General features: G+C 49.3%; 13 protein-coding genes. 10 read left to right on the forward strand and 3 right to left on the reverse strand.

The annotated features are described in order from the left end of the window. Positions 1–170: 170 nt before the first annotated feature. The 5 genes from HC229_RS03995 to HC229_RS04015 all read left to right on the forward strand — a co-directional run bounded on the left by HC229_RS03995 (position 171) and on the right by HC229_RS04015 (position 3398). On the forward strand, positions 171–644 hold the full coding sequence (locus HC229_RS03995) for a methylated-DNA--[protein]-cysteine S-methyltransferase (protein WP_191019172.1): 474 nt from the start codon (positions 171–173) through the stop codon (positions 642–644). Between the two features lie 16 nt (positions 645–660). Further along, positions 661–1032, forward strand: coding sequence for a lipocalin-like domain-containing protein (locus HC229_RS04000; protein WP_191019173.1), 372 nt, complete (start codon positions 661–663; stop codon positions 1030–1032). A gap of 1 nt (position 1033) precedes the next feature. Next, entirely contained in the window at positions 1034–2194 is a 1161-nt protein-coding gene (locus HC229_RS04005) for a serine hydrolase domain-containing protein (RefSeq protein WP_191019174.1), read from the forward strand. Between the two features lie 27 nt (positions 2195–2221). Beyond that, complete coding sequence (locus HC229_RS04010) at positions 2222–2935, forward strand: 3'-5' exonuclease (RefSeq protein WP_191019175.1); 714 nt, start codon at positions 2222–2224, stop codon at positions 2933–2935. A 94-nt stretch (positions 2936–3029) separates the two neighbouring features. Then, positions 3030–3398 (forward strand): hypothetical protein, encoded by a 369-nt coding sequence (locus HC229_RS04015; RefSeq protein ID WP_191019176.1) that lies wholly within the window; start codon positions 3030–3032, stop codon positions 3396–3398. Positions 3399–3579: 181 nt separating this feature from the next. On the opposite strand, the gene HC229_RS04020 is transcribed toward HC229_RS04015, so the two are convergent. Beyond that, on the reverse strand, positions 3580–4254 hold the full coding sequence (locus HC229_RS04020; protein WP_191019177.1) for an SCO family protein: 675 nt from the start codon (positions 4252–4254) through the stop codon (positions 3580–3582). A gap of 140 nt (positions 4255–4394) precedes the next feature. On the opposite strand from HC229_RS04020, the gene HC229_RS04025 reads away from it, so the two are divergent. Continuing rightward, the gene (locus HC229_RS04025; RefSeq protein WP_191019178.1) at positions 4395–6443 is read left to right on the forward strand and encodes a M13 family metallopeptidase; all 2049 of its coding nucleotides are present in this window, start codon (positions 4395–4397) and stop codon (positions 6441–6443) included. A gap of 44 nt (positions 6444–6487) precedes the next feature. On the opposite strand, the gene HC229_RS04030 is transcribed toward HC229_RS04025, so the two are convergent. Continuing rightward, positions 6488–7489 carry a S41 family peptidase gene (locus HC229_RS04030; protein WP_191019179.1) on the reverse strand — a complete coding sequence of 334 codons (1002 nt, stop codon included), beginning with the start codon at positions 7487–7489 and terminating at the stop codon, positions 6488–6490. A gap of 41 nt (positions 7490–7530) precedes the next feature. Beyond that, positions 7531–8415, reverse strand: coding sequence for a cation diffusion facilitator family transporter (locus HC229_RS04035; RefSeq protein ID WP_191019180.1), 885 nt, complete (start codon positions 8413–8415; stop codon positions 7531–7533). Between the two features lie 534 nt (positions 8416–8949). Here HC229_RS04035 and trhO point away from each other — a divergent pair. The 4 genes from trhO to HC229_RS04055 all read left to right on the forward strand — a co-directional run bounded on the left by trhO (position 8950) and on the right by HC229_RS04055 (position 15138). Continuing rightward, complete coding sequence (gene trhO, locus HC229_RS04040; protein WP_191019181.1) at positions 8950–10302, forward strand: oxygen-dependent tRNA uridine(34) hydroxylase TrhO; 1353 nt, start codon at positions 8950–8952, stop codon at positions 10300–10302. Positions 10303–10763: 461 nt separating this feature from the next. After that, a complete protein-coding gene (gene ricT, locus HC229_RS04045) occupies positions 10764–12341 on the forward strand; it encodes a regulatory iron-sulfur-containing complex subunit RicT (RefSeq protein ID WP_191019182.1) in 1578 nt (525 codons plus the stop codon). Further along, positions 12325–12807 carry a gliding motility lipoprotein GldH gene (locus tag HC229_RS04050; RefSeq protein WP_191019183.1) on the forward strand — a complete coding sequence of 161 codons (483 nt, stop codon included), beginning with the start codon at positions 12325–12327 and terminating at the stop codon, positions 12805–12807. The genes ricT and HC229_RS04050 overlap by 17 nt, the downstream gene beginning before the upstream one ends. 3 nt (positions 12808–12810) lie before the next feature. Then, on the forward strand, positions 12811–15138 hold the full coding sequence (locus HC229_RS04055; RefSeq protein WP_191019184.1) for a penicillin-binding protein 1A: 2328 nt from the start codon (positions 12811–12813) through the stop codon (positions 15136–15138). The last annotated feature ends 306 nt before the right edge of the window (positions 15139–15444 follow it).

The raw sequence follows: 15444 nt of genomic DNA on the forward strand, positions 1-15444 counted from the left end.
AATTTCTTCTTCAGACCTCAAAGTTTTTTGAGTCGAAACTTGAACGCACGGAGTGGAGTAAACCGTTTAGGCCTCGAGAATAACGTCCGACAAAAAATTTTCTTTACCGTTTTTCCTGTACTTTTTCGTAAAATTCCCTGTCGTTTACCTAAACTTTTTATCTTTAGAAAATGGAAACGGCTTACATCAAAACGCCCGTCGGAATCGCCAGGATCGAAGGGGACGAACACGGCGTTTCGGTCATTTCCATCGTTGACGAAGCGACACAGCTCTCTCCCGAAATCCCAAATATCCTTAGCAAAGCGGCCCAAGAACTCCACGAGTATTTCGAGGGCGAACGCCGTGATTTTTCATTCGCGCTGAACCCACGCGGAACCGATTTCCAAAAAGCCGTCTGGCAGGAATTGCGCGACATCCCATTTGGTAAAACTACGAGTTATATGGAACTTTCCAGGAAATTGGGAGACGTCAAAGCAATACGCGCCGTGGCAGCGGCAAACGGGAAAAACCCGTTGTGGATCGTCGTTCCGTGTCATCGCGTTATCGGTTCGGACGGCTCGCTGACAGGTTACGCCGGAGGATTATGGCGCAAAAAATGGCTGCTTGAGCACGAAACGCCTCCCGTCCAACATCGTTTGTTCTAACCAAAAAATATCAAAAATGAAAAAACTAGCTTCCCTTATTATCATGCTTTTTGCCATGACGGCCGTCGCCCAAACCGAAAAGCAAATCCTCGGAAAGTGGCAGTTCGTCAGCCTGGCCGATACGTCGGACATGGACGCCGAAACCAAGGAAATGGCTGGCGCGATCTTCAAGGATTTTGCGCTTCAGTTCGACGCCGACAAAAAAGTGACGTTCTCGATGATGGGAAAAAGCGAAAGCGGCAAATGGTCGTACAATGAGGCTGACAAAACGATCGTAATGGTTTCTGCAAAGGACAAAACCATCACGATTCCGATCACAAAATTCTCCGATACCGAGATGACCGTCAATTTCCAGAACAAGGCGTCCATGATCCTCAAGCGCGGCTGATATGCTCAAGTTCGTCAAACGGTTGCTGATCTTGGTGGGTCTTGTTGTCGCTTTGTTTTGCGGCGTGCTGATCCTTAGCGGAAACACGTACATCATCCGCGGTGTTTGGGTAACGTACCTGCACGGCGAGAAAACTGCGTACCTCACAGATTACCGCCATTTCGACAACCGTTCGATTGCCAAAAGTCCGAATCCGCAAAATTGGAAAGAGGCTGTCGATTACAATTCTGCCGAGTCTACAAAAAGGCTTGACAGCGTGCACGGTGCCATTGGAACCGTAGCGTTTATGATCATCAAAAATGACAGTATCTGGTACGAAAAGTATTACGATGGCTTCGGACAAAACTCCCATTCCAATTCGTTTTCGATGGCCAAAAGCGTTGTGACATCGGCTTTGGGAAGAGCGATAATGGACGGAAAAATTGAAAGTCTGAACACCAAAGTCGGAACCTATTTCCCGGAGTTTAGTCAAGGTTTGGCCGGAAAACTGACCGTTGGTGATCTGGCTTCTATGGCTTCGGGATTGGACTGGGACGAAAAATATTACAGCCCGTTTTCCAAAACCACGCAAGCCTATTTCGACAACAATCTCGAAGAATTCGTAAAGTCGCTCAAGGTCATACACGAACCCGGAACCGTTTACCAATATTCGAGCGGAAGCACGCAATTGCTGTCGATGTGCATCGAAAAAGCAGTCGGGAAAGACCTCGCGACTTATGTTTCGGAAAGTTTCTGGCAACCCATGGGCGCCGAAAACGAAGCGCTTTGGCAAACCGACCACAAAGGCGGAATCGTAAAAGCCTATTGCTGCATCGCGTCGAACGCCCGTGATTTTGCCCGCTTCGGAAAACTCTACAAGCAAAAAGGAAAATGGAACGGCAAGCAGCTTTTGGATAGTTCGTTCGTCAAGACCTGCACGACACCGCGGTTTCCCGAAAGTCCGCAATACGGTTACGGTTGGTGGCTCGACACTTACAACGGCAAACAGGTGTTTTACATGCGCGGCCATTTGGGGCAATATGTGATCGTGGTTCCAAAAGACGACCTGATCGTCGTGCGCCTTGGGCACAAAGGAAACGTAAATGACGAAGGTTCGTTTCACAGCAACGATTTTTACGTATATTTGGATGAGACTTATAAAATGCTTTCACTCAGGAAGTAATACACGCCAATTTAAATTGTACACGCCATGATCCAAAAAATTCCACTGGAGAACATCCTGTTTCTCGACATCGAAACCGTTCCTTTCGAACAACACTTCAACAACCTCGACGAGGAAATGAAAACGCTTTGGGAGCAAAAAACCCAGTATCAAAGACGTGATGAATACACGCCCGAGGCATTTTACGAGCGCGCCGGGATTTGGGCCGAGTTCGGCAAGATCGTCGCAATTTCCGTCGGATATTTCGTGCTCAAGAACGACATCCGCAACTTTCGGGTCACGTCTTTCTTCGGAGACGAACGACAATTGCTGCGCGACTTTTCGAATATGCTCGCCAGCCACTTTTCGCGTCCGCAACACATTTTGTGTGGTCACAACGCCAAAGAATTCGACATTCCGTTTATCGCCAGGCGCATGATCATAAATGGTATCCAGTTGCCCGAAAAACTCAACTTATTCGGCAAAAAACCGTGGGAAGTGCCGCATCTTGACACGTTGGAACTTTGGAAATTCGGCGACTACAAACATTTTACGTCTCTGAAATTGCTCACCAAAATCCTCGGCATTCCATCATCAAAAGGCGATATCGACGGCAGCCAGGTCGCTCACGTTTTCTACGTTGAGAACGACATCGACCGCATCATTACCTATTGCGAAAAAGACGTGATCGCCACGGCACAGGTTTTCTTGAAAATGCGTCGCGAAGAGTTGCTCGTTGATGAGGAGATTTTGCATGTGTAAAGTTTAAAGTTTAAAGTTTGAAGTTGTCGGACAGTGTTTCCTATTTTGGATATTTGTCGCGACATCAACCGCTATATCATTAATAACCTCATCCATGGAAAACAACGAACCGCAGTTTGTCATACCGCAGCGCTACCGCAAGATCGAGAATTTGCACATCGTGCTATGGCTTGTAAAAGATTTGTGTTGGGTCATGCTGTGGCGACCGCTCGGCGTGATCATGATCATCCCGACTATTGGCGCCGCAGCCCTGATTACATGGCAAACGCGACACATCAAAAGCGAATTGCTGCACAACGTAGCGGTCTTTTTCTGGATACTCGCCAATGCTTACTGGATGCTCACCGAATTTTTCACAACCGACGACAGCCTGCGCTATTACGCCGTAGTCCCGTTCGCAATCGGACTCGTCTCGATCACGTATTATTACGCCGGGCTGAGGTTTGCGATAAAAAAGAGATGAATTTTTCGGGAAGCTGGTCCGGCTATACGCTTCTAGCTTTCGGCGAAAAACGCGGTGTAGCTCGCTCGCTGCGTGGCTTCCGTTGGTCGCCCGCGCCACGCGGCTCCATCGCGTTTTTTGCCAAAAGGCTAACCGCTGCTATCCGGGCTAGTTCACGTTGAACTTCAACTTCCAACCCAAACTAATCGTTTCCGTCCTGGCTCAACCAGTTGATGTCTTCGATAAGGCGCTTGACAGACTCCTTGTCCGTGCCGTCATAGAATCCGCGCACGCGACGTTTGGCATCGACCAACACGAAATTTTCCGTATGCACCATGTCGTACAATTCCTCGGGTTTGCCAAGCTTGACGGCGAGATAGGATTTGCGTGCGATCGAATAAATGTCTTTCTTGTCGCCCGTCACGAGATTCCATTTGGCATCGTTCACGCCTTTTTCCAACGCATAGTTTTTGAGTACGGGAACGCTGTCCACGTCGGGCATTACGGTGTGCGACAGGATCATGACTTTTGGGTTGTTCGCGATCGCCTTTTGTACTTCGACCATGTTCGAGGTCATGATCGGGCAAATGGATTTACAGGTTGTGAAAAAGAAATCGGCAACGTAGATTTTGCCTTCGTAATCCTTTTCGGTGATCGTCTTTCCGTTTTGGTTCACGAACGAAAAGTCCGCGATTTGATGTACTTTTCGGATGTCCTGCAACGTGCTGTCGACCATTTCAGGATTGACATCGGCCGGCGTGTAGATTTTTAGTGTTTTCTTGGGTTTTAAGGCGGTGTAAAATGCTGCGATCGAAACCGCAGAAACCAGGAACATCGCGATGAAAAAGATGCGGTACTTCTTAAAAAACAAAAGCATGACAGGAATTTGCGGCAAAAATACGAAGTAAAAGCCGCGCCCCATCCGATAATTAACACACAATTTGGGCGTAAACGCGAAACAAATCCGCCATCGGCAAGACTAATAACCTGATTTTAGAACTTTTTTCCACCACAATTATGAAATACAGCAACAAACTTTGGGTATTGCTGCCCTTGCTCGCTTCGTCGGGCATCAATGCACAATCGGCCCAATCCAAACCGGGAATCGACCTCTCGCTTATGGATACGAAAGTAAAGCCAGGAGACGACTTCTTCCGATTCGTAAACGGAACCTGGTTCGACAACACCACCATTCCCGCCGACCGCACGCGTTGGGGAAGTTTTGACGAATTGCGCCAAAATACCGACAAGGATGCCCTCGCGATTCTCAAAGCGGCTGCGAACAATCCAAAATACAGCGCCACAACCGACCAAGGCAAAGCCATCGCACTTTACAAATCCATTCTCGATACCGTCGGTCGCAACAAGGCCGGGATCAAACCTTTGAAACCGTATCTCGACAAGGTTAACGCGATCAAGTCCGTGAAGGATCTTCAAAATTTCCTTATCTGGATGGAACCGAAAGGCGGCATCGGTTTCTTTGGCGTCGGCGTCGGCCCGGATTCCAAGAACAGTAACAAAAATCAAGTGAACGTCGGTTTGGGCGGTGTCGGTTTGCCGGATCGCGATTATTATGTTTCAGATGACGCCGATTCCAAGGAAAAACGCGAAAAGTACGTTACCCACGTCACGCGTATGCTGCAATATCTGGGTGATTCGCCAACCAAGGCAAAATCGGATGCCCAAAAGATCCTCGCACTCGAAACTTCGATGAGCAAACCGCGATTGGACCGTGTGGAGCGACGCGATCGTCGTAAAACCTATAATCCGATGACGGTCGCCGATTTGCAAAAGTTGCTGCCGTCAATCCAATGGGAAACGTATCTTTCTGCTGTCGGAATGCCAAAAACCGATACGCTGAATGTGTCCCAACCGCGCTATATGACGGCGCTGAACGACATTTTCAAAGAGAACAAAGTCGAAGACTGGAAAGCGTATTTGCGTTGGATGCTGCTCAATCGTTATGCCGGGGCGCTTTCTACTGAACTCGAAAACGCCAACTGGGAATTCTACGGAAAAACCTTGACCGGGGCCGTAAAGCAACGACCGAGAGACGAGCGCGCGCTTCAAACCATCAACGGATCGGTAGGGGAAGCCCTGGGAAAATTGTATGTCGAGCAAAAATTCCCGCCGGAAGCCAAAGCGAAAGCCGAAGAATTGATCCAGTATTTGTTCCGCGCATACGAAACCCGCATCAATGCCTTGCCTTGGATGGACGAAAAAACGCGTGCCATGGCGATTGCAAAACTAAAAAAGTACCGCGTCAAGATCGGCTATCCGGACAAATGGAAAGATTATTCTGATCTGTCACTAAAATCCCCTTCAGAAGGCGGAAGTTATTTCAGCAATTTTACAGAAATGGCCGAGTGGCGTCATCGCGAAAGTCTCAAAGACCTTAAAAAACCCGTTGACAAGGAACGTTGGGGCATGTCGCCTCAAACCGTGAATGCGTATTACAATTCGACAAACAATGAAATCGTTTTCCCGGCGGCGATCCTGCAACCTCCGTTTTACGATTACAGAGCCGATGCTGCCGTCAATTTCGGTGGAATCGGAGCGGTTATCGGGCATGAGATTTCCCACGGTTTTGATGATTCCGGTTCGCGTTTCAATGCAGATGGAAATCTTGTGAATTGGTGGAGCGACGAAGATCTCCAAAAATTCGGCGAATTGGGATCGGCTCTTGCGGCCCAGTATTCGGCACTTGAGCCGCTTCCGGGGACGTTTGTTGACGGAAAATTCACTTTGGGAGAAAATATCGGTGATTTGGGCGGCGTGAATTCCGCTTACGACGGGTTGCAGCTTTATCTTAAGGAAAAAGGCAATCCTGGAAAAATCGATGGATTGACGCCCGAACAGCGCTTTTTCATATCCTGGGGAACGATATGGAGAACCAAAATGCGCGATGAAGCCATTAAGAATCAGGTTAAGACAGATCCGCACACGCCGGGAATGTTCCGTTCGTTCGTGCCGTTGCAGAACGTCGAAGGTTTTTATACCGCTTTCGACATCAAGCCGGGAGACAAATTATATGTAGCGCCGGACAAGCGTGTCAAAATCTGGTAACAATGAACTAATCCCGATCCGCCCGATCGGGATTTTTTTTAGTGTTATTTGAGCCACTTCAAGGCGGCTTGCACAGTCGCGTCTTTTTTGAGATCGAAATACGATTCCGCACCTTTTATTATAGCATCCGGCTTGACCGATTCAGGAAGGATTTTCTTTTTGCCATCGGCCAAATATCCCACTGAAATCAGGAAATAGCATTGCTGGTTGTTGAATACGAAGCCGTCCGTGGTGTTTGCCAGCCCGGCTGTTTTCTCGCCGAACGATTTCGTATTCGGTCGCTGTTGAAACGTTACCGCGACGCCTTCACCGGAACTTCCCGTTCCCGCGCCCATCAATACGGCAACTTTTGATTTGGATAGGGACGCGATCTGTTTGGTCACAGACGCCGTATTTTGCCCGTCCATTATAAAATCCCCGTTTTTGAACTCGTATTTTCCCAGAAGTTTTCCGTTGGAGTCGATGTAATGCCCAAAAATGCCGTCTGAAAAAAACGGAGAAAGCCCCGCCAACATTGGACGGATGTTTCCACCTGTATTCATCCGTAAATCGACGATCCAACCTCTCGGATTTTTCGCAGCGAGTTCCGCAACCGCATTGCGCATCCAGTTTGCATATTGGTCGATATCCTTTTGTTTGTTGACAGGCATCGCCGGGACGTTCAAATAGGCGATTTCCCCGATCATTTCCTTGCCGAAAACCTGGCCTTTCTTCCATTTTGCTTTTAGCGAATCGCTTTGGCGTGCGTTTAATTCAGGATTCGGAAGCATGTAGTTTTGCCCATAATACCAATAATTGGCGTGTTTGTCGCCAAGTGCGTCGAATGCGATTTTAAGTGCGGGAAACGCTTCGATACTGTTCGTTGCGTTCTTAGCGGCTGAAAAAACTTCCGAACGCACTTTGGCCCAATCCACGTTTTTAGAGTAAAGCGAATTCTTTTGCATCACGACAAGCGCACTGTCGATGCTCACGCGAACCGAATCCGGCATTTGTGCCGTTGCAAAAAACGAAGTCAGTAAAAGGTTGAATAGCAGTAGCTTTTTCATGTCCGTGACGATTTTTGCAAAGCTAAACAGAATACGTTCAATTACAAATGGGCCAAATGGTGAGGTTCGATGTGAATCAGAACGTCCGCGATTTCAGGCATTTCGTTTTGGACTTTGTCTTTGAGCCGATGGGCGATCTCGTGTCCTTCCGTCACGGAAATGTCGCCGTTTACCGTGAGATGCAGATCGACGAGGTAGTTCATCCCGGATTTGCGCACATGCAATTTCTCAGTGTCGATCACGCCGGGAACGGTGCGCGCGATGATCCTTATTTTCCCCACGACCTCGTGGTGCAGGTTCTCGTCCAGGATTTCGCCCAAGGCCGGACGGAAGATCAGGTAAGCATTGTACACGATGAATCCCGAAGCAAACAAAGCGGCCCAATCGTCGGCGGTTTCGTATCCGGGACCAAAGAAAATCGCAATCGAGATCCCGACAAAAGCCATGGCCGATGTTATTGCGTCGCTGCGGTGGTGCCAGGCGTCCGCTTTTAGAGAAGAACTGTTGGTGTCGTCACCTTTTTTGGACACGAAACGATAAAAGATTTCTTTGGTGATGACGATTATCGCCAATACGATAAGAGTATAAGATTCGGGTGTTTTGTGGGGCGTTTGTATGTGTTGGATGCTCTCGTAAGCGATGACCGTTGCAGAAACCACGAGAAAACCCACGACGGCGAACGTTACCAACGCCTCGGCTTTACCGTGGCCATAAGGATGATTTTCGTCGGCGGGGCGAGAAGAATACTTGAGTCCCAGTAACACGAGAAACGAAGAAAACACATCCGATGTAGATTCGATCGCGTCGGCGATAAGGGCGTAAGAATTCCCGAAATAGCCGACGGTTCCTTTTACCACTGCCAACACGAGATTGCCCAAAATGCTCAGGTAGGTTGTTCGTACGGCTTCTTTGGCGTGGTCGGACATGGTTGCAAAGATAAGTCAGCGGCGGTTTGGAAAGGATTTTCGCGATAAATAAATTGTGGATTTGCAGTCAGGTTTGCGCAAGGGATGCAAGCGGTTAGCCTTTTGCGGGAAAGCGCCTGGTTTTGTCGCGAGGCGCGGCGACCAAAGAAGCTCGCGCCTCGCATACAAAACCGGTGTTTTGCCAGAAAGCTAAAAGCGGGTCAGCCCGGTCGCGGCGAAATTTGAGTTGTGGACCTCACGTTTTTGGCGGCCGCGATGCGCCCAAATTCTTTGAAACCTGTACGATTTTTCGACACATCAAAACCACATCAATTTTTTTGCTTGCAGACCTAACAAATCTTTGAGATTTGTTAGGTCTAGCAAAGTTCGGCAACTAACACCAAAACCAGCGACAGTTTTTCTATCGTTTTTCTTAAAATTCACTTAACCGTTTAATTGCTACCGAATTATTCGTACGCACAACCCGAACAGATTGCACAATCTCAATAAACCTGTATCTTTGCGCCCGCAAACTCCACTTAAATTGTTTATAGCATGCAACTGTACAACACTTTGAGCGCAGAGGAAAGAGCCGCCCTCATCGACGAGGCCGGCAAGCAACGACTTACTTTGTCGTTTTATGCCTATGCGCGTATCGAAGATCCGAAGAAATTTAGAGACGATTTGTTCCTGGCTTGGGAACCACTTGAGGTCCTTGGCCGAATTTACGTCGCACACGAAGGTATAAACGCCCAATTGTCGCTGCCTGCCGACCATTTCTACGAATTTCGCGACACGCTTGAGGCGTACGATTTCATGAAAGGTATCCGATTGAACATCGCCGTCGAGCACGACGATCACTCGTTTTTGAAGCTCACTATAAAAGTCCGCGACAAGATCGTAGCCGATGGCCTTAGCGATGACACGTTCGATGTTACCAACAAAGGCATTCACCTTGGAGCCAAGGAGTTCAACGCGATGCTCGACGATCCGGACACGATCGTGGTCGACATGCGCAACCATTACGAGAGCGAGATCGGGCATTTTGTCGGGTCGATAAAGCCAGATGTCGACACGTTTCGCGAGTCGCTTCCAATCATCGAAAACCAGCTTTCGGAATTCAAGGATGGTAAGAATTTATTGATGTATTGCACGGGCGGAATCCGTTGCGAGAAGGCCAGCGCCTACTTCAAACACAAGGGATTCAACAACGTCTATCAGCTTGAAGGCGGCATCATCGAATACACGCGACAGGTGAAAGCGGAAGGTCTGCAGAGCAAATTCATCGGGAAAAACTTTGTATTCGACCATCGTTTGGGTGAACGGATCACAGATGACATCGTCTCGAATTGCCACCAATGCGGCAAACCCTGCGACACGCACACCAATTGCGCCAACGAGGCCTGCCATTTGCTTTTCATCCAATGCGACGAGTGCGCCGAGTCCATGCACGGCTGTTGTTCGACTGCTTGCGCCGAGGTCGTGCAATTGCCGGAAGCCGAGCAAAAAGCATTAAGACGCGGCATCAAAAACGGGAACATGGTGTTCAAAAAAGGCAAGTCGGACGTTTTGACGTACCGGAATTCGGGCGAAGGCGTCGTCGGAACGGTCGCGGCCGAACCAAGAAAGCGCGTGGTAGCCAATCCGAAGTTGAAAAAAGCCTACATCGGGAAAGGCGTTCACTTCTTTCCCAAAGCTTCGATTGGCCAATTCCTGGTTGAGGAAGGCGAACTTTACGTCTCCAACGAAATCCTGATTTCAGGCCCGACGACGGGAGAACAACGCCTAATCATCGAGGAAATGTTCGTCAATGATCTTCCGGCGACGATCGCAAAAAAGGGAGATCTGGTTAGCCTCAAACTCGATTACCGCATACGGTTGTCAGATAAACTCTACAAAATACTTTGACATTCTGCTTGTCGAAACCAAAGCCCGCCAATCAAGTGGGCTTTTTTTATGGCGTTCCGGCGGTATCATCATTTATGGCAAAACAACACCTCGTGGCCGCCGTCGGGCTTTGCGTTACAATCTTTTTGGCCTTGCTGCGCCGTCCAAAAAGGATTTCCACTGCAATCCCTAACGCAAGCGTGTAGCACAAACAACCGGGCGTAAATTGCAGATGTGCGCGTTAGGGACTGAAGTGAAAATCCCACAGCGAGGAACGAGCGAGGAATTGGAGCGTAAGGCCCGACGGCGGCTTGTTAGGACATTCGCCTCAAACAAAATTTTCCAGCCGCCGTAACGCCCCAATACTTTTACCCATCGTTGTTGCGTTCGATATTCGACGGTCGAGATTTGACGAAAAATGCTATCTTTACCCACAATTCATTTTCGAAACGTAGCGGAATTTCCGCGATCAACATATAAATATGGCATGTACAACCTGTTCAACCTCGGGAGGCGGAAGCGTCAAGGGGTGTAATAATAACGGCACATGCGGAACCGACAGCTGCAATAAACTGACGGTTTTCGACTGGCTGGCAAATATGAGTCTCCCTAATGGCGAAGCGCCTTTTGACTGCGTCGAGGTGCGTTTTAAAAACGGCCGGAAGGAGTTCTACCGCAACAACGAAAAACTTACCCTGAGCATTGGTGACATCGTGGCGACCGAGGCTTCACCGGGCCATGACGTCGGGATCGTCACATTGACGGGCGAACTCGTCAAGATCCAAATGAAGAAAAAGGGCGTGAACCACGATTCGCCCGAAGTCCAAAAAGTTTATCGCAAGGCGTCCCAAAAGGACATCGACATTTGGTCGGCTGCACGCGACAAGGAGGAACCGATGAAGGTTCGTGCGCGCGAACTGGCCATCATGCTGAAACTTGAAATGAAGATTTCCGATATCGAGTTCCAGGGCGACGGGTCTAAGGCGACGTTCTATTACACAGCGAACGACCGCGTCGATTTTCGTCAATTGATCAAGGATTTCGCCCGTGAATTCTCAATCCGTATCGAGATGAAACAAGTCGGTTTTCGACAAGAAGCTGCCCGCCTGGGCGGCATCGGGTCGTGCGGGCGCGAATTGTGCTGCTCGACGTGGCTGACGGATTTCCGCAGTGTGAACACGTCCGCGGCGCGCTATCAGCAATTGTCGCTGAATCCGCAAAAATTGGCCGGACAATGCGGTAAACTCAAGTGTTGCCTCAACTACGAGCTCGACACATATATGGACGCGCTCCAGGATTTCCCAGATTTCGACACCAAGCTCCAAACCGAGAAAGGAGACGCCATCTGCCAGAAGCAAGACATCTTCAAAGGTTTGATGTGGTTTGCTTATACCGATAGTTTCGCCAACTGGCACACGATAAAAATCGACCAGGTCAAAGAAATAATTGCCGAGAACAAACAGAAACGCAAGGTTTCGTCGTTAGAGGATTATGCCGTTGAGGTCGAGGTGGAAGCCAAAACCGAATTCAGCAACGTCGTCGGGCAGGAAAGCCTTACGCGATTCGACGTTCCAAAACGAAGCAACAAAAAGCGCAAGAAAAAAGGCGGGAGCGAAGGAGAACCGGTCACTGCCGGCAGCCCGAAGCAAGGCCCGAACAATCGCCAGCGCGACAACAATCGTGGCCCTAGACCTGATGGTCCTCGCGTCGAACGAACAGGCGCAAAGCTACAGGATCGCCCGGCTCGTCCGCAAGGAGAGCGCGCACCGCGTCCGGAAGGAGATCGCGAGCGCAAGCCTAACGAAAGAGGGGAAGGAAGGCCTCAGGGAGAAAGACGTCCGCAGCAAAACCGCGAGCGCAACCGTGGGGAAGGCGACAGAAAACCGGAGATGAGATCGGAGCAAAAGCCACAGCAAACACGTCCGGATGCAAGGCCGCAAGGCGAAGGCCAACCGCAAGCCCAAGGACAAACTCCTGATGGCGCGCCAAAGAAGAAACGACCAAACAAAAATCGCAACCGCAACCGCGACAAAGGAAGCAGCAATGAACCTACGAACTAGTCTTATCCTGGCCATTATTGCGTTGTCTCTGTTTGCCTGCGACAAAAAACGCGTTTTCGACGACTACAAAACCGTCGGCGGTGGCTGGGACAAGGATAGCGTGGTGAGTTTCGACTTGCCCGAACTTGATTCACTCAAGACCTATAATTTGTTCGTCAACATCCGTGACAACGACAAATACCAATTCAACAATCTCTTCCTGATCGTGTCGATGGAACAGCCGAAAGGCGTCGTCAAGGTCGATACGCTCGAATACGAGATGGCCGATGCCGAAGGGAATCTCCTGGGCGAAGGCTTTTCGGACATTAAAGAAAGTAAACTTTTCTACAAGGAAAACGTCAGGTTTCCGAAAGGGAAATACAAGGTGAACATCCGACAGGCCGTGCGCCAGAACGGGAAAGTCGCCGGCGTGGACAAACTCGAGGGCATTACCGAAGTCGGTTTCCGGATAGAATCAACAAAATAAGCGATGAAAAAATACGTCCCAAAAAAATACGTCCCAAAAAAGAACTGGCTTCAACGGGATGTGGCGTTCTACAAACGTAAATTCTGGCAATTCTTCTTCTACGGATTGGGATTCATCGTCCTCTTCTTCCTCTTGGCCTCGTGGGGCGTTTTCGGATCGATGCCTTCTTTTGAGGAACTCGAAAATCCGGAGTCGAATCTCGCGACCGAAATCATCTCGACAGACGGTGTCACCATCGGTAAGTTCTACAACGAAAACCGCACGATGATCAAGTACGAAGCGCTTCCGAAACACCTCGTGAACGCTTTGGTCGCAACCGAAGACGAGCGTTTTTACGAGCATTCGGGAATCGACGGGAAACGCACCATCGGAGCCGCCGTACGACTTGGAACGGGAGGAGGCGCCAGTACGATCTCACAGCAGTTAGCCAAATTATTGTTTCACGGGGAAGGGTCGAAAAATATCGTAAAACGCGTCGTTCAGAAAGCAAAGGAATGGATCATCGCCGTTCGCCTCGAGCGACAATACACAAAGAATGAAATCATCGCCATGTATCTCAACAAGGCAGATTTCGTCAACACGGCCGTGGGAATCCGTTCGGCGGCAAAAGTGTACTTCCACAAAGAACCGAAAGATTTGACCGTCGAAGAAGGTGCGATGTTGGTGGGAATGCTCAAGAATCCGTCGCTTTTCAATCCTATCCGCCGAATGGAAAAAACCAAGGCGCGCCGCAATGTGGTGTTGGGTCAAATGGTCAAGAACAACTTTCTTACCGAAGCTGAAAAGCAGCAATTGCAGGAAAAGCCGATCGTGCTCGATTTCCATCCGGAAAGCCATAAAGAGGGAATTGCCACGTACTTCCGCGAATATTTGCGTGAATACATGAGAAACTGGAGCAAGGACAATAAAAAACCGGACGGTTCCGAATACGACATTTACAGCGACGGCCTCAAGATTTACGTGACGCTCGATTCGCGTATGCAGCAATATGCCGAAGAGGCGGTATCCCGCCATTTGCCGAACCTCCAGGAGGAGTTCAACAAGCAACAAAAAGACAATAAGAACGCTCCGTTCGTGCGCATTTCGGAAGCCGAGACGAAAAAGATCATGATGTCGGCGATGAAAAACTCCGAGCGTTGGAAGGAAATGGAAGGCAACGGCAAAAGCGAGGAAGAAATCATAAAATCGTTCGGCGTCAAGACCAAAATGACCGTTTTCACCTGGAAAGGCGAGAAGGATACGATCATGACACCAACCGATTCGATCCGATATTACAAGAGCTTCCTACAAACCGGAATGATGGCAATGGAGCCACGAACCGGCCATATCAAGGCTTGGGTCGGCGGCATGAACTATAAGTATTTCCAATACGATCACGTCGGTCAGGGCGCGCGCCAGGTAGGATCTACATTCAAGCCGTTCGTATATGCGACGGCGATCGAACAGCTCAATTATTCGCCTTGCGATTCCATCCTCGATTCTCCGTTCACGATTCCGAAAGGACGCCACAACGTGACCGAAACCTGGACGCCAAACAATTCCGATCACCAATATCGCGGCATGGTCACGCTTAAAAAGGCGCTGGCGTTGTCGATCAACACGGTTTCGGCAAAACTCATCGACAAGGTCGGGCCAGACGCAGTCATCGACCTGACGCACAAACTTGGTGTGAAATCCAAAATTCCGTCCCAGCCGTCGATTGCGCTCGGAGCGGTTGAAATTACCGTCATGGACATGGTCGCGGCTTACAGCACGTTTGCTAACCAAGGCGTTTACGTCAAGCCTCAGTTTATTTCGAGAATTGAAGACAAGAACGGTACGTTGGTTTACGAACCTATGCCCGAATCCCACGATGTGCTCAACAAAGACGTCGCTTTTGCCGTGATCCGATTGCTTGAAGGCGTGACCGAAAGCGGGTCTGGTGTGCGTTTGCGGACGCAGGGTGGCGGTTACGGATACGAGCGCGTCACCGGATATCCATATGTGTTCAAGAATCCGATAGCGGGTAAGACGGGAACTTCTCAAAATCAATCCGATGGTTGGTTCATGGGCATGGTGCCGAACCTCGCCGCCGGAGTTTGGGTGGGTTGCGAAGACCGTTCGGCCCGTTTCAAGAGTATCACTTACGGACAAGGCGCGGTTGCCGCTCTCCCGATTTGGGGAATGTTCATGAAAAAATGCTACGAAGACAAAGACCTTGACGTCTCGACAAAAGGATTCGAGCGTCCGTCCAATCTTTCGATCAAGGTCGATTGTTGGGCGCCTCCGGTTAAGGATTCGACGGCTGTCGACAGCACCGCTCAGGATACGGATGAGTTTGAGATACAGTAATTAGCGAATTTGAAAATTAGCGAATTAGCGAATAATTAAGTCAGCGTTTCGCGACCTTTGTTGAAACAGCCGACAAATTAGGATGCTATTCGTGCTATTTTGTTTAAATGAAACGTCGGATGTGTGATGAATTCACGCGATATTGGCATGGTGTCTCAGTCTCTCTTTCAGATATTTTGTAAGCTGAAGTCTATGGCGCCCAATGGAACCGTGTCTCCGACAAACCCATTAGCTCATTCGCTAATTTTCAAATTCGCTAATTAGAATTGCGAAATCGTTTGAGAACCGTATTTTTGCCTAGATTTT

Origin of the sequence: Flavobacterium selenitireducens, assembly GCF_014748335.1 — a bacterium.
Taxonomy (GTDB): Bacteria; Bacteroidota; Bacteroidia; order Flavobacteriales; family Flavobacteriaceae; genus Flavobacterium; species Flavobacterium selenitireducens.